This is a genomic window from Ilyobacter polytropus DSM 2926 (assembly GCF_000165505.1).
Lineage (GTDB): Bacteria > Fusobacteriota > Fusobacteriia > Fusobacteriales > Fusobacteriaceae > Ilyobacter > Ilyobacter polytropus.
The window spans coordinates 1934047-1956295 of sequence record NC_014632.1; the positions used below are offsets into that span (position 1 = coordinate 1934047).

The window sequence follows — 22249 nt, forward strand, 5'->3', positions numbered from 1 at the left end:
AGATATTACCACTTATAGTGTGCGAAAGCTCTGTTTGCTTCGGCCATTTTATAAGTATCCTCTTTCTTCTTAACAGTTGCACCTTCATTGTTTCCTGCTGCGATTAATTCAGCTGCAAGCTTTTCCATCATACCGTATTCTTTTCTCTGTCTTGTGTATGTTGTTAACCATCTAAGTGCTAGAGTTTGTTGTCTCTCTATTCTCACTTCTACTGGTACTTGGTATGTAGCTCCACCTATTCTTCTAGATCTAACTTCTACTTGCGGCTTGATGTTGTCTATAGCTGTTTTGAATACTTCGTATCCTTCTTGACCAGTTTTTTCTTTAATTAGGTCCATCGCTCCGTAAAAGATAGTTTCTGCAAGTGATTTTTTTCCATCTAACATTATCGAATTGATAAATTTAGTTACAACTTTATCTCCATACCTAGAATCAGGTAATACATCTCTCTTTACTGCTGCTCTTCTTCTTGACATATCTTATTTCACCTCCCGAAAATTAAGCTTTTTTAGCTCCATATTTTGATCTTGATTTTTTTCTGTTTGCAACACCAGCAGTATCTAAAGCTCCTCTGATAACTTTATATCTTACCCCTGGTAAATCTTTTGTTCTTCCACCTCTTACAAGTACAATCGAGTGTTCTTGTAAGTTGTGTCCTTCACCTGGAATATACGTAGTAACCTCGATTCCATTTGTAAGCTTTACTCTTGCAACCTTTCTAAGTGCTGAGTTTGGCTTCTTTGGAGTACTTGTGTAAACTCTTATACAAACTCCTCTTCTTTGTGGGTTACCGTGTAGCGCCGGTGACTTTTTAGCTTCTTCTAAAGTCGCTCTTCCTTTTTTTACTAATTGATTTAAAGTAGGCATTTTACCCTCCTTCCGAATTTTAAATTAAAAATTTAATTATAACTTGAACATTATACTGACTTTGTTTCAAAAAGTCAACACTCAAAAAAACACTCAGTGTTTTAAGAGAAAAATTATAGATAATCTTCAAAAAATAATTTCCCAGATACTTTTTTGTTGTCCAAAAAATATTATAACATATTTTTTATTTTACAACTATATTTTTTGTTTTAATTTTTACTCTGAAATTTCAGATAGTTCTTCTTGTACTGCTTCCCACTCTTCCATAGTCTTTGTTATTTTATCATCTATTAGATCTAGTTCTTTTTGGATATCCATTAATGTCTCAAGATTATTTATTTTTCCTGCCTCATGATATCTTTCTTCCAAGATGCTTTTTTCCAATTCTAGCCCCTCTATACCCTCTTCAAGTTTTTGACCTTTTCTCTCTAAAGATCCTATCCTATTTTTTATTTTTTTCTGTTCCTCATAATCAATATTCCCCTGGGTATCTTTTTCATTTACTTCAGAGTTACTCTTATAGGCCTCATAGTCTCCCTTAAAAAGAGTGCTGCCGTCTTTTGTAATTTCATATATCTTATTGACTACACTTTCTAAAAAATGTCTGTCGTGGGAAACCACAATTAAAGTTCCGTCATACTCTTCTAAAGCGGATTCTAGTATCTCCCTAGAATATATGTCTAGATGGTTGGTTGGCTCATCTAAGATCAGAAAATTTGGCTTATCCATAATAAGCCTCATCAGAGCAACTCTCGCTTTTTCTCCACCACTTAGAGTTTTTATTTTTTTAAAGGCATCATCTTCTGAAAACAAAAAACCTCCACATATGGATCTGGCCTGTTCTTCACTTAGAGGATAATTGTTAAGAAGTTCCTCTATAACTGTGGCATCTTCATTTAGTCCTTCATGTTTTTGATCATAATATCCTATTTTTATTCTTTCACCCCAGAGGATCTCACCGCTGTCTTTATTTTCCAAGCTGTTTATTATTCTCAGTATAGTAGATTTCCCAACACCGTTTTTACCGATGAGTCCTATTCTGTCTCCCCTATACACCTCCATGTTCACATCACGGAAGATCTCCTGTCCGTCAAAACTCTTAGAAAGATTTCTGATTTTTACAACTCTGTCTGTGCTGACGTTTTCCACCTGAAATTTAAGCTTCATTTTCCTGATACTGACAACAGGATCGTCCATTTTTTCCATTCTGTCTAAAATCTTTTCCCGGCCTCTGGCCTGCTTGGACTTAACTCCGGCCTTATAACGTCTTATAAACTCCTCGGTTTTTTTTATTTTATCCTGCTCTTTTTCATAGGATTTTATGGCTCCTGTGAGGTAGGCTTCCTTCTGTATAGTATAGTCTGTAAAGTTTCCTCTGTAGATATTTATAGTTTTTCTCTCAAGCTCAAAAACCTTATTTATCACATTATCTAGGAAATATCTGTCATGGGATATCAGTATAAAAGCCTTATTATAATCTTTCAAAAACTTCTCAAGCCACTCTATAGCATTTAAGTCAAGGTGGTTTGTAGGCTCATCTAGTATAAGAAGCTCAGGTTCTTCAAGGAGTATTTTTCCCAGAGCTATTCTTGACTGCTGCCCCCCTGAAAGATCTCCTATGACATTTTTCCAGAGGTTTTCCGGAAAATTCAGCCCTGTGAGAATCTGCTTTACCTTATACTCTACTGAGTAACCCTCTTCCTGTTCATACCTTGTTGACAGCCTTGCAAGTTCTTCCATTATTTCATCAAAATTATTTATATCCACAGCCAGTCTTTCATTTAGTTCCTGTATTCTTTCATAATCTTTCTTAAGGTGAGAAAAAACTGACATGAGCTCATCAAAAACCCTGTTTTCTTTGTTCAGATCAAAATTCTGTGAGAGATAGCCTATCTTTAGTCCGCCTTTTTTTGATATGGTACCCTGAATTTTAGTCTCTTCATCCGTATCATGGTGCTCCTCTTCCAGAAGTATTTTCACCAAGGTGGTTTTCCCGGCACCATTTAAGCCCACCAGACCAATCTTGTCCTTTTCATCTATTGAAAAGCTTAAGTTTTTCAGAAGAGTTTCCCCTGAAAAACTTTTGTGTATGTTGTTTATCTGCAATACAGCCATTTTTTTCTCCTAACTTTTAATAGGTTTTTCATTCTTTAAAATTATATCATAAACTATCATCTGTTCCAAGCTTTTGCAACCTGTACTAAATCTTTTAAAGCCGATTATGCTGCAATTAAAAAAGGGGCTTTCGCCCCTGAAACTATATTATTCCTTTTCTTATTTTAATATTCATTGAGATTCCGAGACCCAGTATGGCCCAAAATGTCGGCGCTACAGAAACTGCACTGTCATTAAACATTCCAGCCATAAGATATCCTATAACAGCTAGGCTGCATCCCAATCCCACAACCTCATATATATCCTCATAGCTGCTGTTAAAGTAAATCCTCAGGGAGTCTAGGCAATAACAGATCACCAGAAGGAGAAAACCAAAAAGGGAGATCCATCCTGTGTTTATACCTATCTGCAGGTACAAGTTGTGAGGCTTGGATACAAACATATAGGGGTTTCCATAGGATAATATTTTTCCAAAATAATCATTCTGTGGAAAGATTATTGGATAGGTGTCAGGGCCGAAACCGAGAAATCCAGACTTCTTTAACAGTGGCAAGCTTCTAGACCAAATATAGACCCTTGAAGTAGCCTTTCTCTGGTATCTGTCCCAGTTTTCTATCCTCTCTGGAGAGACTATCTCTTCGGGCTTTCTAGACCAACCTATAGTCTTGAATTTCTGGTTCTGAATCACCAAAGGAAATTCAATTCCATCATACTGAAGTTCTAAAATTCCATTTTCCTTATTTTCAAAGGAGTACTTCTGAAATTCAGGATCTTCTAGGCTTATCATATTTTTTTCAATATTTGAAGGTATTAGAGTTCCGTTTTCTCTGTAAAAAGACAGCTCTTCTTTGCCAGATTTTAATACAAGCTTCTTATCATAGCTGCTCACCTCTAAGGTATTTCCTATACTCTTAACCTCTCTCAGATTAACTTTTTTATTTACTTCAATGTTTTCTATATTGTCCCCTACAGCACCAGAGGATAAGAGGTTCAAAGCCAAAAACACAGCAAATGTGATAAGAGGAATTTCTAAGAGGAACATTTTTCGCTTCCAGATCTCTTTCCGACAAAGTACAATAAATACTATAAAGGAGGCTATAGTTGCATAAATACCCGCTCTAGACCTCCCTGCTAGAAGCAGAGCTAGATTAGCAGCATAGAAAAACATGAAAATATATCTTGTAAACTTGTCTTTAGATTTTAATATAAGCGGAAAAACAAACATGCAGATCATGACCCCATAAGATCCACTGTAGTTTGAATTTCCAAGACTAGCCTTCACATTATGAAATTTCGGTGAAAATTTTATCACCTGAGCCATATTAATATAACCTTCTGGATATGCCACCTTGTCTAAGAGACCTTCCTGAGGAATTGCAATTTTTGCTAAAAAAGGGATTTTGTAAATACTCATTCCCATAAATTCCGTTATTCCTGCAAGAGAAACAAAAAAACTTCCCATCAATAATATATAGATGAAATACTTCACATCTTTTTTTTCCCGTACAAAATTTATAACAAAAATCGAAACCGCTATATAGGAAAGCAATACAAATACCCCTTCATATCTGTTCCCTCCTCCACTAAGGGCGATAGGAAGAAAAGGAGAAAAAAAGGTAGATAATACAACTCCCAATCCATAAATAATAAGTCCCACATAGTAATGAGTTTTTTTAAGGTTTCTTTTTAAAATCAAAACAAAAAGCATAGATAGACCCAGAACTATTAGTACCCTAGATTTTTCATAGTGAAACATATCCCCTATAGCTTCTCCTAGAGGATGTGTCAGATACATCAAAGTCCCTGGTTTGGTGGGCAAAACCTTGAGTCTTACTAAAAATGGTAAAAATGTCAGCAGTGCGGTCAGTAGAGCAATCTCTATTTTTTTCTTCATAGGTCCTCCAAAAATTTTTGTTATTCAGACTCTTCTAAAAAAACTCTATTTTTCCTACATTTATAATTGATAAATATTTTACCTCTTTTATAAATTAAGTTTCAAATTTAAAAACCTAGCCCAGCTTTTCCAGAAGAATAACACAATAAGATTTGATCCCAAGTTCTTCTCCAGTAAAGCCAAGGTTTTCCTCTGTAGTAGCCTTTACACTCACACATTCTCTGTCTATATCCAGTTCTTTTGCAATGTTTATCCTCATGTCTTCTATATATGGTTTAAGTTTCGGTTTTTGAGCTACTATAATAGAATCTAAGTTTACTATGCTGTACCCCTTTTCTTTTATCAACTTATTTACATGTCCAAGAAGAACCATGCTAGATATACCCCTATACCTTTCATCATTATCTGGAAAGTGCTGACCTATATCCCCTAGAGCCAAGGCCCCTAGCATAGCGTCCATGATAGAATGTACCAGCACATCTGCATCTGAGTGCCCGTCTAGTCCTTTTTCATGAGGTATTTCTATTCCTCCTAAAATTAACTTTCTCTTTTCTTTAAATCTATGAACATCATAACCATTTCCTATCCTTAACATAGTTCCTCCTTCTGTTATTCTTTAATCCCAGTATTGAAAAAGAGGCTCTGAGGCCTCTTTTTTATTTCCACTCATGGTATATTCTCTCATAAAATTCCAGTATTTCTTCTTTTGTAACTGTGGATGTCCCCATTCTACCAACTACCACCCCTGCTGCAGTGTTAGCTATCTTAGCCGCCTCATACCAAGAGGCACCTGCTGCTGCAGAAAGTGTAAATACAGATATTACAGTATCTCCCGCTCCAGTTACATCATATACTTCTTTAGCAAAAGTCGGTATGTTTTCCACTGTATCTTGGAAAAGGCTCATACCTTCTTCACTTCTTGTAAGAAGAAGGTTGTCAAGCTTAAGTTTTTCCTTTAATTCTTTCCCGAGTCTTTCTACATCACCTATAGGATCAGCTCCCATGCACTCTCTAGCCTCTTTCATGTTTGGTGTCATCGAGGTAGCGCCTATATAGTTCATTGCATTCTTCGGTTTTGGATCTACAGTAACTATTATATTATTTTCCTTAGCCAGGTCTATTATTTCTTTTACAACCCTTTTAGTAAGAACTCCCTTGTCATAGTCAGAAAGTATAATAGCATCAATTTCTTTTATATTCTCTTTTACATTTTTTATAAGCATATCTTCCTGAGCTGTTGTGAGATCTTTTCTATCTTCCCAGTCCAGTCTCAGAAGCTGTTGATTATGAGCTATTATCCTTCTTTTTACAATGGTGGGTCTGTCTTCTGCTTTTACTATTCCGTCAGAGTTTATGTTTTTTCTTCTAAACTCGTTTGTTAGCCTCTCTCCGTTAGAGTCATCTCCTATAATTCCAAAAGAAAAAATCTTTGCCCCCAAGTCAGCCAGGTTATTCACCACATTTGCTGCCCCACCAAGTACAAATTTTTCGCTTTTTACATTGACAACAGGTACAGGAGCCTCAGGGGATATTCTGTCTACACTTCCTATTATATAATCATCTAGCATCATATCACCGATCACCGCTATTTTTATCTCTTTAAATCTATCGAGGATTTTAGTTAATTTCAACTTATTTACCATTATTCACTCCCTCAAAAAATAGTTTGCAAGTAATTATAACACGCTGTTATTGAAAAAAACAAGTTAGAATAAACCCTTCTAACATAAAAACTAACTTTATATAGTAAGTTTTATAAATCTATAATTTTTTTTACTTTATTCTTTAAAGAAATGCCTTCTGGGTACTTTTCAGTGGAAGAAATAAAATCTCAAGACAAATTCAATAATTTATAACAATTAAAATTAAACTATAACACAAAAAAAAGCTGAGATAAAATCTCAGCTTTTAATATTAGTCATTAAATATATTAGGTGACCCTAAGATTTGAGGTGTTTCAGGAACAGCTGGATAAATATTTCTATGGTCTAAAATATCACTATCCATTGTATGAATTTCTGCTCTGTTAAATCCCTTAAGATCTATTTGATCCTCTCTGTTTTCATCTGTTATTATCTCTGCTCTTATCTTTATATATATATCTCTTAATTCACTTTCAACAGCTTCGTTTCTAAATAGGAATCCTACAAATGGTAGGTCTCCAAGTAAAGGAATTTTACTGGTCACATTGCTCACATCTGCTCTTTTCATACCTCCTATAAAGAGGCTTTCTCCACTTTTAACACTTACAGTGGTATCTATATTTCTCGAAGCTTTTGAACCTCCGTCTTCATTATATGTTGTTGCATCACTGTCTGCACTGGTTGAAACAAGGTTAAAGTTGCTGACCTCTGTGCTCAATGTTAAAAGTATTGTATCCCCTCCGTCTGCTCCGGTTCTTATTATAGGTTTTACATTAAACACTAAACCGGCTTCTTCAAACATCGGAGTAGTCGTAGTATTACCATCGTCATCCTCTTCCTCTTCATAACCTACTATTACCTCTTCAGTAGTGCTAAACTCAGCCTCTTCTCCATTCAGAACAACTACTGAAGGTACTGCACTTATGATCATATCCTGGTCAGACTGAAGCATATTAATAGAAACTCCTAGGACATCATCGCCACCGTTAAAGCTTTGAGCAAACTCTATAGCAGATGAATAACCTGTACCTATCCCTACATCAGTACTTGTACCGAGAAAAGTTCCTGAAGTTCCATCTGTATACGTACTAGTACCATTAGAGTCATAAGCCCAGTCAAAACCTAAAGTTTCAAAAAGGTTGTCTTTAACATCTAATACCTGAGCTGTTATCCTAACCTGTTTCTGAGGAAGATCCAAATCCTCTATAAGTTTTTTTGCAGGTAGGATATTAGATGATGTTCCTTTTAATATTATCATATTCAATTTAGGAAAAGAAGATACCTCTACCTCTCTCATAGCTGATTCCACTACTGTTTTCACGTCATCAGGCAAAGCGTGTCTGAGAGTTACCCTTGTAGTCATGAGTTCTGAGCCAGAGTCATCTCTTATTGATCCCAACATTCTGTCGTTAGGTCCTTTTTGATAATCTGCCGTCCCTTCTTTAACTTCTCCCTCTTTGTAAATCTTGTCGAGGCTTATTTCTAGGAAATTATTTTGTCCTCCTTTTACTTCAAAGAGTTCACCTTCTGTTTCATAGCCGTTTTTCTCGGCCTTCAGGATATAAACACCTGGATTTACATTTTCCATTATAAATATTCCGTTAAACTGAGTATAAATTGGATTTAGACCGCTGTTTAAAAGGGTTACTTTAACACCGTCAAGCCCTTCTTCATACCCACTTGATTTTATTGTCCCTACAAGGGTATTATCCCCTGTCATATCACCTGTCATCTTAGAGAGTACCACTACATCTCCCACAACTTTCATCTTGAGATTATTTGTAACTTTCAGAGTATCTATTATCTCTTTTAAAGTTTTATTTTTCCCAAGATAAAGATCAAGAACTACTCCTGTTGTAGAGCTGTCTCCCACTACTGTTACTCCACTTGTCTTAGACAAAATGCTCAAAGCATCTGGCAACATTACATTTTTAAAATCCATCTCTTTGCTGTATCTTACTCTAGAAAGCCTGGCATCTAGTCTAGCATCTGAATAAGCAAAGCTGGTTACTAGAAAAAACATCATTATTGTCAATAAAAACTCTCTCCTCTTCATAATTCTACCACCTACTCCTCTTTTCTAATAAGATCGATGTCCCTGTTTTTAAGTCTGTAACCCTTAGTCCATTTGCAAGGGCATGGACAAAATATCCGTCACCGTCTATTCTCATTATCTCTCTTCCCCTTACGGTGTTTCTCCTTACTTTATTATCTTTATCCTTGTAGTAAAATGTTCCGTTCCAAGCTCCGTTCTTTTGTACTAGCAGTATCAGATCTGTAAATCTACTCTCCAATTTTTTCCTCTGTTCTGCCGCATCTGTGAGCTTATTGTCAAACATACTGCTTTTTGCATCTATAAACCTTTTCATTCCCTCATCAAAATTTTGGTCCGTCATCATCTCTTTCAGAGGATTTTTATCACTGAGTACAGTTTCTATAACCTCTTCTTCAGCAAGAGCTCCAAGGGAGACAAACACAAACAAAAACACAATCAACTTCTTATTCATTTTTCTCCCCCTCCTCTTCATCGTTTTGGAAAAAATAAGTTCCTATCTTAAAAGTGGCATTTAAATCATCCTGGCCGCTTTTAGTTATGTTAGTTGCTCCGTCTCTTAACGTTATAAGTCGTTTTGAATTTTCTAAATAGTAAAATAATGTTGATACTTCAGGAGCAGGACCACTTATATTGTATGCAAAATATTTTTTCTCGTATTTTAATTCATCATCTTTTAAAGGCTCCTCTACTTTGCCTTTTTTCTTGCCTTCTGCCTCTTCTTCACTCACTGGCTTTTGTTTCTTCGGAGCTATCTCAGGAGACCCTATAGATGAAAGCCCGATACCTAGATAATCCATAAGATCCTGTATCTCTCTTTTAAAGGTAGCGTTATTTTGATGAGCTGCTTTCTCAAACTGTATCTTTAATATAGCGTATTTCTCTTTTTGTTTTTCAAACTCCGCCTCCACGTCTTCCTGTCTTTTCTGTGTCGCTATAAATTTATCCTTTACTTTGACTAAGTTAGCCTGTTCTTTCTCATAGACTTTTTTACTATCTTTAAGCTTATTAATAGGACTAATGACCATAAAGATGATCATGATGACTATTGCAATCAAGGTCATTAGATAGATTAATTTTATTTTGTTCTTATAATCCATCTCTATATTTAGCTCTTTACCAAAGACATCCATAGACCATCACTCCTCTTCATCAGAGATCACAAGGCTAAATTCAAAAGCCATAACCTTGTTTCCATCTCTCTCTTCTATCTTTAAATAATCGTGTTTAACCTGAGAAAAATCTCCACTTTCAATAAGTTTATCTTCAAAATCATAAAGATTTTGTTCTGGTGTCATTTCAGAATTTAGGTATGATATCCCTTTGATCCTGACATTTCCGCCTTCATGATGCATAGTATCTACCCATATATTTTCAGGAGCAAGAGTCTGAATAGTGTATAAAACCTCTGATATTCTTGTCTTTTTGTCAGAAAAAATCTCTTCTATAATCTCTATTTTATCTGTCAAATCAGGTATCTTACCTATCTCTACCTCTAGTTTTTTTATCTCTTCCTGGTTAAATGCTATCTCTCTCTTTGTCTCATGGATATTTTTTTCAAGATTCTTTTGTTTCATGTGGATTCCAAAGAAAATAGCTCCATTTATCAAAAAGAAAACTCCAGCGATTAAAACAGCTTTTTTAAGGTTTTGTGATACCCCTAACTTCTCTTTATATTCCGGTGTCAAAAAATTTATATCTCTCATATTCATATTCATAACTAAACCACCTCATCCATAACATTCCCAAGGAGCACAGCTATCTCTTCAAATTGATAAGGCTCTAATTTGCTTCTGTTCTCCTCTTTTGATGTTATACTGTCTAGCTCAAATGGCATAACCTCTAGTTCAAGAGATTTTTTTACATAGTCCCTCAGTCCCCTTAAAAGAGAACCTCCTCCTACAAATACTAATTCTTCTACTATACTAGAAGATCTTTCTCTAAAGTAGTACTCATAAGAAAGTCTTATCTGACTCTCCAGCTCTTTAAATGCCTCTGTCAGTTCATCCATCATAGATTTTTCAGAAACCTCCAATATCTCCTGGTCTTGCTCATGGAGTTCCAACTCTATTATTTTTTCCTCAGCTTTTTCAAAGTTTATTCCCTTATAATTTTTTATAATATCTGTAAACTCATTTCCTCCCATGAGAATAAATCTGTAAAAATTCATAACGCTGTTATTCAAAGCGTATATCTTTGTAGATTCATGCCCTACATCCACTACCATTCTGTAACTATTGACATTTTCTTCTCTATCTTCATTTGATTCTATTCTCTCTAAAAGCATAAATATAGAAACGAAATCAGGAACTATTCTCAATACTTTTACCCTCAGACTCTCCAAGAAATTGAGAAGATAGTCTATCTCCTCTCTTTTTATAGTTACACAGAGAACCTCTTCACTGTATTCGTCTAGATTGATGGTGATTTTTTCTGTTAGATACTCATACTCTGAATATCCAGGTATCATCTCTTCCATTTCTTCTGAAATGAATTCATCTCGGTTTTCCATATTCTCCTGGCCGATTCTTATAAATTTCACCTGGAATTTCTGACTAGGTAAGGATAGTGAAACTCCATGACCCTTGAACCCAAGTCTTTCTATCATCACAGACAAAATTTCATTTATCTGTGTTTCTTTATCCTCATTTTGATTAAATTTTTCTACCAGCACATCTCCCACTATGCCGCCTTTTACACTTAAAGCTTTTATTCCCCGGCTACCTATGTCTATACTTCCTCTAGACTTTTCTTTGATTAGATTATCCAACCTTTCTCTCGCCCTCATAAACTTCTCTTTCATGCTTCCCCCTCCTCTATACCTTTTTACATCTTCTCTATGATCAATTCCTCTATAACCTCTCCACTGTCTGCATAAAGACCTTCAAAATCTAGATTTGTATCACCATCTGAATCACTAAACTTTATTATAGCCTTATGCACTGCCTTCATTTTAAAGTATGCAGTTCCTATAGCAGTGCCTGTGGCACTAGTACCTCCGTCAATACGTATTCTCTTCACATAAGTAGCCCTTACAAGCCATGAAGAGCCGTAATCTGTACCTATAGCAGAGCTTAGGACATCTTTTATTTTTGATGTCGTAACCCCATGTGTATATATCGCTACAGGATCCCCGTCGTCACCACTGCCTAAGACTCCGTCCGTATCTTTAACCAACTCAAGCGTCTCCAACCTGTAACCACCTACAGTCATTGCCTCCCTAGAGTCATCATCCCATTTCCCGTCATAAACCCACAACCTGTTTATCTTGTCATCATCTTCCTGCTGCCATTTTCTGTAGGCCAAAACAGGATCGCTCGAAACTGTTTTATTGAATGTGTCTATTGCAATGTATGGATAGTATTTATTAGCCGTAGTACCTAGTCTATAATCCCAGTTAGATGCAAAATAATTTATATAACTTCCAAGTCTTATCCCTAAATAATAGTATCCTGATTTAGGTGTTGAGCCGTTAACATAATTCATGGTATCCACCGAAGACATTGAACTTACTGCCATCGTGCTTACAGCAGGATACACATCCTTATCATCCCCCCTGTCATGAAGGGAGTAGTCATAAACTTTACCTTTTCTCACAAACTGCTCTGATACATAGGCATCATAGTATGCTATAGAAGATCCCATGTCTACATCATTTGAAACTTCTTCCCCTATAACCTTAAGATAAGCTCTCTCTCCTTTTTTCCCTCCCAGATAGAATACAGCAAGGGATATCGCCGTAAAGAAGGACAAAAGCAGTACTGCCAGCACTATTGCCGAACCTTTCTTCTTCATAGCCCCCTCCTAAAAATTATCTGACATATCTATATTTATTCTGGTTACTGCCGCATCTCTTATTTTATCCAAAATATCTCTTTTTCCCTCTATACTCTCACCAGTCATCCTGTCTATATCAAGGTCTAGGTATATAAGAACTACCCCTTCCTTGTATTCAAAATATTCATGGTCATCTGTTCCGTCTCCGTCATAATCCAGATCATCTATATAATCTATAAGAACTGTTTTGGATTCGCTTTCCGATGATATATACGAGTTCTCTCCTGGATTGGTTACATACACCAGACTCCTGTCATTGATACCGTCTCCGTCACTGTCAGTAGAGCTGTCTTCTATAATCCTAAAGGCGATATAGTTTTCATCAGGGTCATTGTCTTCATTCGGAACTAGAAGTTTAAGCTCTGACACTATTTCATCATATATACCAGTATAGGCAGTCAAAACCTGTACAGCCTCTGCATTTGTCCCAGATGAATCTACAACGTAGTTGTCGTCAATTCTAGAGGCCCTAACCTTACGTTTTATTATTTCCAAAATCTTACCAAACTCATAATCGATCCTGTTCTGAAGATTTATCCTGTCATAAACCATACCGTAGTTTTTCACCATGGGAGACATCATGAGCATGACTATGGCAAGTATTGCCACTGCCACTATACTCTCTATTACGCTGAGTCCTTTTTTCAACAGGATCACCTCCATTCCTCTATAGGTGAGATTACAAACTGCATCTCCACATCTTTATCGAAGACCCCGTCTGTATTTTGTGTATATTCAAAAATAACCTTTCCAAATATAAACTTGTCCCGGGTCAAACTGTCGCTCCCATTTGTTTCATCGGTATTTATACCCCCTGTACCGAAGAGTATATTATCACCGTCTTCTCCTGTTATGGGGTTTTCATATTTATCCTCTTCTTCCCAGCCTGTTTCAGGGTCGTCGTCTCCTGTGCTGTTTTTCAGTCTCATAAGTTCCACATCTGCCAAATTCATATATACAGTAAACTGAGCCTTGCCGTCATCCATCCTTAGACCCCGGCTGTTTAATATAAATATATTATCCGAACTGCTAGGACTGCTGATACCGTAAAAATCTTTTTCAAAATCATAGTTTTCTGTACGAAAAGCAGTTTTGTCATCTGTCAAAACCAGTTCATATGTTTCATTGAAACCGCTGCCTATCATTGATTTTACTCTATCATAGCCCCGGCTCTTTATATAATCCACCACTGTCGTTGTAAGCCTAGCAGCCTCCTCTTTTGACCCAGCTATTCTCTCTCCCCTGAGAGACGTAAAGGTAAAACCAATTATAGGAAATATTCCAAAGAGAAATATTGCCATGGCTATAAGCACCTCTATAACTGAGTAACCTCTCTTTTTCATATATTCATTCCTCCCTCTGATTTGACCTTAAGTATCTTCTACTCGTCCTATTGGATTTTCCTTCAAAAAATTAAAAAATGCACCCTATAAAAATAAGAGTGCACTTATAATTCCTCCAAAAGCTATAAAGGGACCAAAGGGAACCTCAGCCTTCCTGTCTTTTTTCTTGGTGATAATTAGATATATCCCATATACCGCACCTGCCACAAAGGATGTGGTGATAAATAGATGCATCCTGTAAAACCCCAGATAGCCAACAATTGACCCTATCCCTGCTGCCAGCTTCACATCTCCGAAGCCCAAGACCTCTTTTTTAAAAAGCCTCTCACCATAGCCGTAGATCATCACAAATAAAAACCCATAGGCAGCCGATCCCATAAAAGATCTCTCTATCCCCACACCGTTAAAAAAGGAGAAGCCGTAGCCAAGTAAGAGCAAGCCCAGGGTAAACCTGTCAGGGATATAATAATGCTCCCAGTCTATCCCCGATGCGATGACCAGTATAGAGGCTGCTATAATGAGTTCCGCCGTCCATATACTCATTCCGTACCGGTAATATATTGCTCCGAAGACAAGTCCCGTTATAAGCTCTACCAAGGGATACTGCACAGATATTTTCCCACCGCAGCTGCTGCACTTTCCTCGGAGAATAAGCACATAGGATATCACAGGTATATTCTCCCACCACCTTATCTTGTGGCCACAATTTGGGCAGTGGGACGGTGGAAAGGCTATGCTTTCCTTCCGGGGGATTCTGTATATGCAGACGTTATAGAAGCTCCCAAGGAGAAGACCCATAACTGCAAAGAAAAATATATCCATAAATTTTCACTCCTTATTCTTTATGTTATAAAAATATATTACCCTGTTAGTGGTAAGGATTACAAGTGAAAAATATTTTTACCAAAAAAATTAAAGTCAAAAGATTTTGTCACGAATGGACACTAATAAAACATAAAAAAATTTACACGAATAATAATAATAATAATAAAACCTTTTGGCCACAGAGGACACAGAGGAAAAGATGGAGTTTCACAGAGAGAAGATTAAAACACTTGTCACGAATTTACACGAACTAAATGCTGAATCAAATCTTAGATTCATAGAAAACCTTTAAAAATAAGGAATAGCTTTCAAAAAAAACAAGACAAAAATTAAGTGCATTTTTAAATACATCTCACATTTAAAAATCATTTTCTCTCTTGAACCCCAATACCTCACCTTCACTCTGTGTCTCTGTGGTAAATATTTTAATCTCCATAAAACCTCTACTGAAAACATTTGAAAAATTCGTGTGTATTCGTGACAAAAAATTAAAAAGGTTCACTCTGTGCACCTCTTTCCCTTCTCTGTGAAACTCTGTGGGCTAAAATAGGTTTTATTCATTAATTATTTCATTTCTTATTTTTTATCTTTTATATCCTATGATTTTTCCCAAAAGAAAAAGACTGCCGAAACCGACAGCCTTGAAATCTTCTTAATATTCTGACCAAAGATTCCCTTTTGTATCATATATTCCAGCATCTCCACTGGTAGCTCCTAATTTCGCTGATACTGCATCAGGGTCATAATTAAGAGTTATTGATCCTCCATAAGTAATTGTACCATCTGCATCCTCTCTCGTTCCTCCAACGGGAACAACCGCATCTTCATCAGGGTCTTCCTCACCTAGTAAGTAGGTAACCAGATTATCCTCCATATATTCCGAAGAATCATCTAAACTATCAATTAGGAATGAATCCGGTGAAGTCGCGTATATATAATCAACTCCATCACCTTCGTCTGCTAGATAGACATTGATAGCAGTTCTTACAGATCCCAGAGCAGCTACAGCCTTGGCATCTCTCGCCTTAGCAACCTCTTTTCTCAGTTTCGGTGCCAGAGTAGCAGCAAGTAATAAAATGATAGCAACAACAACAACCAACTCGATTAACGTAAATCCTTTCTTTTTCATAACCTTTCCTCCTTAGTTTCCCTTTGTGTGTTTTTATTTTTTCTTTCCCTGTTTCCGTTTCCTATGACATCCTTCTACTCTTTTGCCTCTCTTCTTCCTTTTATTTTTTTTGTTTTTTATCTTCTAGATACTTCAGAAGTTTTTCCTCTGCCCTCTTTTTATACTTATCATCCTTTGAGTCTAGAAGCTCTTTCCAGTAATATATGGATTTTTCCAGATACTGCCTTTCACCGCTTTCTTCGTATATTTTTTCATAGGAAAAAGCCAGAGTATTCATAAGAAGATCATCCCTCGATTCCTTCACTATCTCTTCAAATAACTTCAAAAGTTCTCTACTGTTTCCTTTTTTTCCAGCCACTGTTCCTGCCAGATATTTTTTCAACATACTTTCATTGGGGTTGTATCTCATTCCTTTTTCAAGTATACCAAAGGCCCCTTCAAAGTCCTTGTAAGTTCTTATAAATGCCAAGATCCCCCCGGTAAAACTGTAGTTTCTCACAAAATAAGGGTCCAGATAACTTATTCTCTCAGACCCTTTTTTCAGTGCCTCTATACCCTCCTTAGGATCACCTCCTAAGAGTGCTCCCGTCTTTACCACATGCCCCATCCACAGAAAAGACCTGGCAGTTTTCTTTATCCCCAGAGCCCTTGCTGCAAAGGTGTTTCTGTCCATTCCGCTTCTTTCTTTATAACTCTTACTAAAGACTTTATAATCTTCCTCTTTTAATCTTCCCTCCATGGCAAAGAGCAAAAGTATAGCCCCTATACCCAGTATAAAATAACTTTTTCTCATGCCACCACCTACAGTCTTTTTTTAGAAAAAGATGCCGTTGCGATAAAAAGCATAGCAGTCATATAGACAGCCATATACCCTGTCAGAAGCCATAGGTTTATATGAACATTTCCCAGGTAATCTCTGTAGTTCAGCAGATGAAACTTGGGAAGTACTGTATATAATATATTTAAAATTACCTCAAAAGCTGTCCCCTTTACCTTCTGAGCCACCTCTTTTAGCTCAAGCAGACCGTGACCAGCTATATATGTGGACACAGTGAACAAGATGGCAGTGACATAGGATTCTGATACCACAGAAAACATTATCCCCACTGCTGAAAGTAAAGATAGTTTAAGCCCTATAAATAAAAGAGATACAAAAAAGCTGCTGTCCAGACTGCCCCCCATTTTCCATATAAGGGCACAGAGGACTCCCCCCATTAGAAATACATTAAAAAATATGGTATACATCATACCAAGCAAAGTTCCTGTAAGATACTCTTCCTTTCCCACACCTTTTGTCAATACTAAATATATGGATTTCTCTTTTATCGCCTTTAGTACACAGGTGGCAGACAGATAAATCACTATAAACATCACCATGAACTCAGTGAAAAAAAGCCCTGTATCCCTTATAACCTCTACCCCCTCGTAAAGGGCTAACTCGTCCAAAAGCATAGTAGCAAATATCAGTATTCCTCCAAACATAATTATCCCGTTAAATATCTTATTTGAAATATTTTCCTTGAAAGAGTATTTCGCCATTGTCAGTATCTTAGTCAAGGTTTCTACCTCCTATTCTCTCTATAAAATATTTTTCCAGGGAAAACCCATCCCCTATTTTTTCCTTTAGTTTTTTCACGTCTTTGACTTCCACCAGCTGACCTTTGTGCATTATAGCCACCCTGTCAGCTAAGTTTGACACGTCATTCAGTATGTGAGTGTTAAATATTATAGTGGTATTCTTTTTCTTCAGAACCTCCATCATATCTATCACTTTTTTTCTGGCCAGTGGGTCTAGCCCAGACATAGGCTCATCTAAAAACAAAATTTCAGGCTCTCCCATTACAGACTGTGCAAGGCCAACCTTCTGAAGCATCCCCTTGGAAAATTTTTCCAGCCTGTCATTCATCCTCTCATAAATCCCTAGCTCCCTAGCCAGATCCTCAGTTATCTTTTTTTTCTTACTTTTGGGCATCTCGTAGAGTTCTCCGTAATAATTTAGCACCTCTTTCAGTTTCAGAGTCTGAGGATAATATGATATCTCAGGAAGATACCCTATTTTTTTGTAGTCCTCTCCCTTGAGATTTTTTTTCCCAAATATCCTTACCTCTCCCCTATCGGTTTTAAGTAACCCAAGCATTGATTTCATTGTACTTGTTTTCCCTGCTCCGTTTAGACCTATTATAGAGAATATCTCTCCTTTTTTCACTCCGAAGGACACACCCTCTATACCTTTCTTCCCCTTGTTACCTTTTATTTTCTTTATTATATCCTTTTCCTTGTAGTATACCGTTATGTCCTTTACCTCTATTATGTTCTCCAATTTTAAGCTCACCTCTATCTATAATGATATCTCTAAAAGTTTACCAGGTTTAAACTCTATTAGCAATAGAAAAGGAGGAGATAATTCCCCTCCTTTAGCTTGTCTAGGCTATAGTGTCTGACAGTGAGAATACAGGCAGATACATTGCCACTACTATGACTCCCACAGTGAGTGCCATTATCAATATCATCATCGGCTCAAATGCAGCCAGGGAGTCCCTTATGGTTTCCTCTAGCTCCCGCTCGTTAAAATCTGCAAGTTTTGAAAGCATTTTTACCAGCTCTCCACTTTCCTCTCCTACATCAACCATATTTACAACCATAGGAGGAAAAGAACCTGATTCTTCCAGAGGTTTTGCTATTGTATGTCCGCTTTTTATCTTATCCTTTACCTCTCTAATAGACTCTCCCATTAGTATATTCCCTACTGTGTCGGCCACTATATCAAAGGCAGACAGTATAGGCACTCCACTGTCCAAGAGAGTTTCAAGGGTTCTGCTGAACCTGGCTACAGATGCCTTTTTGAATATCTTCCCAAAAAGAGGTAGTCTCAGGATCAGACTGTGGGAATTTCTCTTCCCCTTGGGGGTTTTCTGGTATTTATACCCTATAAAGGCCAAAATTCCAACTCCCAGAAGTATCCAGTACCAGTTTTTGTTGAACCACTTACTTATCCCTATTACAAAAAGAGTAAGTGAAGGCATAGGAACTCCAGTGTCTGTGAAAAGCACAACGAAGTTCGGTATAACAAAACTCATCAGTAAAAATACTATTGTAAAAGACAGCACCAGTACGATAGACGGATATATCATTGCTGTCCTTATCTTCCCCTTTATCTCTTCGGCCTTTTCCTGAGACTGGGCTATCCTGTTTAGGATTGTGTCTAATGCTCCTGATGCCTCTCCGGCCTTTACCATACTCACATAAAGAGAGTCAAAATACTGTGGGTGCTTGCTCAAGGCATAGGATATTGATTTCCCTGAACTTATGTCCTGTCTTATCTCCCCTACTACCACCTTTAGTTTTGGTTTTTCACACTGTTTCTCTAGAACCGTAAAGCACCTCAAGAGTCCCACTCCACCCTCTAGCATTGTAGAGAGCTGTCTCGTAAAAACTGCTATATCTTTAGGTTTTACTCTATCAAATATTACACCCTTTCCCTGTTTGTCAGTAACTTTTTTTTCCTTCAACAGAGTCAGTTTCTGACCCCTGAGGAGCCTTTTCAGGTCCTCTTTATTTTCAGCTTCCATTTTTCCGCTGGTTTTTTTTCCCTTCAAACTCATTGCAGTATACCTGTATACTCCCATCGCCGACTTCCCCCCTTACATAAGAGTTACCCTTATTATCTCTTCTAAGGTTGTCTCCCCCAGAACAGCTTTTTTTATCCCTGTCTCCCTAAGTGTAACCATTCCATCTTTTCTTGCTATCTCTCTTATCTCCATTGTAGTGAGTCTACGACTCACAGCTTCCTTTATTTCATCTGTCAGAGGCATTACCTCGTATATTACAGAACGTCCGGTATAACCTGTCCCGTTACAGTGACTGCATCCTTTTCCCTTATAGAAAGTAATATTTTCATATTCTTCCGGGTCTTCACCGAGGGATTTTAGAAGTGTTTTTGGATCCTCGTGCTCTCCCTTGCAGTGTGGACATATCTTTCTCACAAGCCTCTGTGCCTGTATCATGAGAAGTGATGCCGATATTAGAAATGGTTCTACACCCATATCTATAAGTCTATGTATCGAACTCGGTGCATCATTTGTATGAAGAGTAGAAAACACCAGATGCCCTGTCAAGGCGGCCTTTATTGCTATTTCCGCCGTTTCGTTGTCCCTTATCTCTCCAACCATTATTATATCCGGGTCTTGCCTGAGAAATGTTCTAAGGGCGTTGGCAAAGTTGAGTCCTATCTCATTTTTACAATGCACCTGATTTATTCCCTTTAGCTCATATTCCACAGGATCTTCTACTGTAGATATGTTTACGTCATCTGTATTTATACTTTTAAGCATAGAATATAGTGTCGTTGATTTTCCACTTCCTGTTGGCCCTGTTACCAGTATTATTCCATAGGGACTGGATATTTTTTTTCTTATTATCTCCATGGCGTCCTCTTTGAACCCCAGTCCGTCTAAATCAAACTTCATATTACTCTTGTCTAGTATCCTCATTACTATCTTTTCTCCGTATAAAGTGGGAAGTGTAGAAACCCGGAAGTCTACTGACCTTCCTGCTATCTTTATTCTGAATCTTCCGTCCTGAGGAAGCCTTTTTTCCGCTATATCCATTCCTGACATGATCTTTATTCTAGATACCAGTCCGTAGATAAGGTTTTTCGGCATCTTTTTTATCTCCACAAGGACACCGTCTATCCTGTAACGGACCCTGATCTCATCTTCATAGGGTTCTATATGTATATCACTGGTTTTCAGTTTTATCGCCTTCATGAGAAGAGCATCCACTCCTCTTATTATAGGGGCACTTTCAGAGTCAAAACGATTTTCTATATCCTCAAGTCTTGTATCCAGAAATTCAAAATCATCATCTAAGGAGTTTTGAAGTTCAGCAAAAACACCTTCTACCTTGGCCTCGGTTTTTTTTGTCTTTTCCTCTAGGTACTCCTTTATTACGTCTGTTATATTATCCTCCAAGGCCAGATAAGGACTAACAATAAGTTTTGTCTTTAGATTTATCTCATCTATCAGATTGACATCTGTAGGATCTGCCATTGCTATTATTATCTTGTTAGATGTTATCCCTATAGGAACTATGTTTTTCCCCTCTAAATAAGCCCGGTCAAAAAAAGACATGGCCTCATTATTTATATCCTCTACACGGATTACCTTTCCCTTGACTCCTAGCTGGTCTGAAAGCTCCTTTAGAAGCTTTTCCTCACTTATATACCCCATGTCCAGAAGAATCTGTCCTATTTTTTTGTCCTGTTCCATCCCCTGATGCCTTATGGCTTCATCTATTTGTTCTTGTGTAAGAACATTTTTCTCTTTCAGCCTTTCACAAATAGATTTTCTTTTTCTTACGACCACCATGAAAGTTCACCCCTGAAGTTTAATTTATCATAAAATATATTTCTGAAATTTCTTCTAAGTATTATTTAAGATTTTATCATACTTTTCCTTCTTTCTTTGTTAAAAAAACCCCGGATACCCCGGAGTTTTTTCAATTATTTACCCCTATCCTCCATTTCTGTTATCTTAAAGGGACTTGGATCGCTGCTTTCCTTTACGTCATTATAATAGTCATCAGCTCCCACCGTTATGCTGCTAGTCCTCTGTCTGTTGCTTCCTGTTGTTCTGGATTTTATCTCCAGATCATCTAATACCGAAGCTGGAGGCGTAATTGAAGTAGCCGTACCAGGCCCAAAATATACATATTTTCTTATTACTATGCTATCTCTGAAATAATCAGTAGTTTCATTCCCGTCTGAATCCTCTGCAAATCCGTCTCCATCACTGTCTGTTCCATCACTTGTCACGTTATTATCTAGCCAGTCGCTCAGCTCTTTCCATGTATCTGAAGTCTTGTCACCTGTTTCCCTCCCAGAGGCTGTGTTGATTTCTGGAAAAATAACAGGGTATTCAGTTTCTCCTGTTGCTGTTGTTGTTGGCTTTACAACCTCAAATATATGAGTTATAACGTTACCGTTTATAAAGGAACTGGAAGTCTCATCATCATAGGGGTCGTCATATACAGGCCCCGCTATTATATTTACACCTTCAGCAGGAGTATATTCCTTATTGGCAGGGATACCGTTATTACTTCCTGTGTAACTTCCGATATCATCATAATCTATATATGTTCTGCCTTCTATTTGATCATTGGTTTGCACATCACCAACCAAATAACGTTTTTCCTCGTCTATTTTTATGTCGTCACCATTGTAATTGTAAGTTATATCTTCCAAATCATAGAACAAAACTAACTTTCCCGAACTCCATGAACTTTCGTCTCCGTTATAGGTCACCTTATACTCTAGTATTTTATAGGATCCATCTAAGCCTTCTCCTGCATTCCAAACATTATTAGTCTCGGTCGAAACCCAGTCTATACTCTTTACCCCCCCTATATCCTTGATGTATTCCAAGGCATCAGCTTCAGCTCCAGAAAGACTGCTAGGAACATAAAAACTAACCTCAAAGGATGAATCAGAAAAACCAGCACATGAAAAAACAAATATAAAAATACTCATTAGTATCTTTTTCATAA

General features: G+C 37.2%; 22 protein-coding genes. All 22 read right to left on the bottom strand.

The window, feature by feature from the left end; genetic code table 11:
* Positions 1-5 precede the first annotated feature (5 nt).
* The gene (gene rpsG / locus ILYOP_RS09140; protein WP_013388247.1) at positions 6-476 is read right to left on the bottom strand and encodes a 30S ribosomal protein S7; all 471 of its coding nucleotides are present in this window, start codon (positions 474-476) and stop codon (positions 6-8) included.
* A gap of 22 nt (positions 477-498) precedes the next feature.
* A complete protein-coding gene (gene rpsL / locus ILYOP_RS09145; protein ID WP_013388248.1) occupies positions 499-867 on the bottom strand; it encodes a 30S ribosomal protein S12 in 369 nt (122 codons plus the stop codon).
* A gap of 216 nt (positions 868-1083) precedes the next feature.
* A complete protein-coding gene (locus ILYOP_RS09150; protein ID WP_013388249.1) occupies positions 1084-2982 on the bottom strand; it encodes an ABC-F family ATP-binding cassette domain-containing protein in 1899 nt (632 codons plus the stop codon).
* Positions 2983-3124: 142 nt separating this feature from the next.
* The gene (locus ILYOP_RS09155; RefSeq protein WP_013388250.1) at positions 3125-4876 is read right to left on the bottom strand and encodes an O-antigen ligase family protein; all 1752 of its coding nucleotides are present in this window, start codon (positions 4874-4876) and stop codon (positions 3125-3127) included.
* A gap of 115 nt (positions 4877-4991) precedes the next feature.
* Positions 4992-5471, bottom strand: coding sequence for a 2-C-methyl-D-erythritol 2,4-cyclodiphosphate synthase (gene ispF / locus ILYOP_RS09160; RefSeq protein ID WP_013388251.1), 480 nt, complete (start codon positions 5469-5471; stop codon positions 4992-4994).
* 61 nt (positions 5472-5532) lie between these two features.
* The gene (rfaE1, locus tag ILYOP_RS09165; RefSeq protein ID WP_013388252.1) at positions 5533-6519 is read right to left on the bottom strand and encodes a D-glycero-beta-D-manno-heptose-7-phosphate kinase; all 987 of its coding nucleotides are present in this window, start codon (positions 6517-6519) and stop codon (positions 5533-5535) included.
* Positions 6520-6790: 271 nt separating this feature from the next.
* The gene (locus ILYOP_RS09170; protein ID WP_013388253.1) at positions 6791-8575 is read right to left on the bottom strand and encodes a type II and III secretion system protein; all 1785 of its coding nucleotides are present in this window, start codon (positions 8573-8575) and stop codon (positions 6791-6793) included.
* Positions 8576-8579: 4 nt separating this feature from the next.
* Positions 8580-9026 (bottom strand): hypothetical protein, encoded by a 447-nt coding sequence (locus ILYOP_RS09175; protein ID WP_013388254.1) that lies wholly within the window; start codon positions 9024-9026, stop codon positions 8580-8582.
* Positions 9019-9705 carry a hypothetical protein gene (locus ILYOP_RS09180; protein WP_013388255.1) on the bottom strand — a complete coding sequence of 229 codons (687 nt, stop codon included), beginning with the start codon at positions 9703-9705 and terminating at the stop codon, positions 9019-9021. Before ILYOP_RS09180 ends, ILYOP_RS09175 begins: the two co-directional genes overlap by 8 nt.
* A 6-nt stretch (positions 9706-9711) precedes the next feature.
* On the bottom strand, positions 9712-10290 hold the full coding sequence (locus ILYOP_RS09185) for a PilN domain-containing protein (RefSeq protein ID WP_013388256.1): 579 nt from the start codon (positions 10288-10290) through the stop codon (positions 9712-9714).
* Between the two features lie 2 nt (positions 10291-10292).
* Positions 10293-11375, bottom strand: a complete 1083-nt coding sequence (gene pilM, locus ILYOP_RS09190; RefSeq protein ID WP_013388257.1) for a pilus assembly protein PilM — start codon at positions 11373-11375, stop codon at positions 10293-10295.
* 23 nt (positions 11376-11398) lie between these two features.
* The gene (locus tag ILYOP_RS09195; protein WP_013388258.1) at positions 11399-12367 is read right to left on the bottom strand and encodes a hypothetical protein; all 969 of its coding nucleotides are present in this window, start codon (positions 12365-12367) and stop codon (positions 11399-11401) included.
* Between the two features lie 9 nt (positions 12368-12376).
* Complete coding sequence (locus ILYOP_RS09200; RefSeq protein ID WP_013388259.1) at positions 12377-13057, bottom strand: hypothetical protein; 681 nt, start codon at positions 13055-13057, stop codon at positions 12377-12379.
* Between the two features lie 5 nt (positions 13058-13062).
* Positions 13063-13752 carry a prepilin-type N-terminal cleavage/methylation domain-containing protein gene (locus tag ILYOP_RS09205; RefSeq protein ID WP_013388260.1) on the bottom strand — a complete coding sequence of 230 codons (690 nt, stop codon included), beginning with the start codon at positions 13750-13752 and terminating at the stop codon, positions 13063-13065.
* A gap of 84 nt (positions 13753-13836) precedes the next feature.
* Entirely contained in the window at positions 13837-14574 is a 738-nt protein-coding gene (locus tag ILYOP_RS09210; RefSeq protein ID WP_013388261.1) for a prepilin peptidase, read from the bottom strand.
* Positions 14575-15229: 655 nt separating this feature from the next.
* A complete protein-coding gene (locus ILYOP_RS09215) occupies positions 15230-15706 on the bottom strand; it encodes a type II secretion system protein (RefSeq protein ID WP_013388262.1) in 477 nt (158 codons plus the stop codon).
* Positions 15707-15806: 100 nt separating this feature from the next.
* Positions 15807-16499: a tetratricopeptide repeat protein gene (locus ILYOP_RS09220; RefSeq protein ID WP_013388263.1), complete on the bottom strand. Its 693-nt coding sequence runs from the start codon at positions 16497-16499 to the stop codon at positions 15807-15809.
* Between the two features lie 8 nt (positions 16500-16507).
* The gene (locus ILYOP_RS09225; protein ID WP_013388264.1) at positions 16508-17263 is read right to left on the bottom strand and encodes an ABC transporter permease; all 756 of its coding nucleotides are present in this window, start codon (positions 17261-17263) and stop codon (positions 16508-16510) included.
* The gene (locus ILYOP_RS09230; RefSeq protein WP_013388265.1) at positions 17256-18026 is read right to left on the bottom strand and encodes an ABC transporter ATP-binding protein; all 771 of its coding nucleotides are present in this window, start codon (positions 18024-18026) and stop codon (positions 17256-17258) included. Before ILYOP_RS09230 ends, ILYOP_RS09225 begins: the two co-directional genes overlap by 8 nt.
* A gap of 103 nt (positions 18027-18129) precedes the next feature.
* Positions 18130-19332 (bottom strand): type II secretion system F family protein, encoded by a 1203-nt coding sequence (locus tag ILYOP_RS09235; protein ID WP_013388266.1) that lies wholly within the window; start codon positions 19330-19332, stop codon positions 18130-18132.
* Positions 19333-19347: 15 nt separating this feature from the next.
* Positions 19348-21072, bottom strand: a complete 1725-nt coding sequence (locus ILYOP_RS09240; protein WP_013388267.1) for a GspE/PulE family protein — start codon at positions 21070-21072, stop codon at positions 19348-19350.
* 134 nt (positions 21073-21206) lie between these two features.
* A complete protein-coding gene (locus tag ILYOP_RS09245) occupies positions 21207-22247 on the bottom strand; it encodes a hypothetical protein (protein WP_013388268.1) in 1041 nt (346 codons plus the stop codon).
* Between the last annotated feature and the right edge of the window lie 2 nt (positions 22248-22249).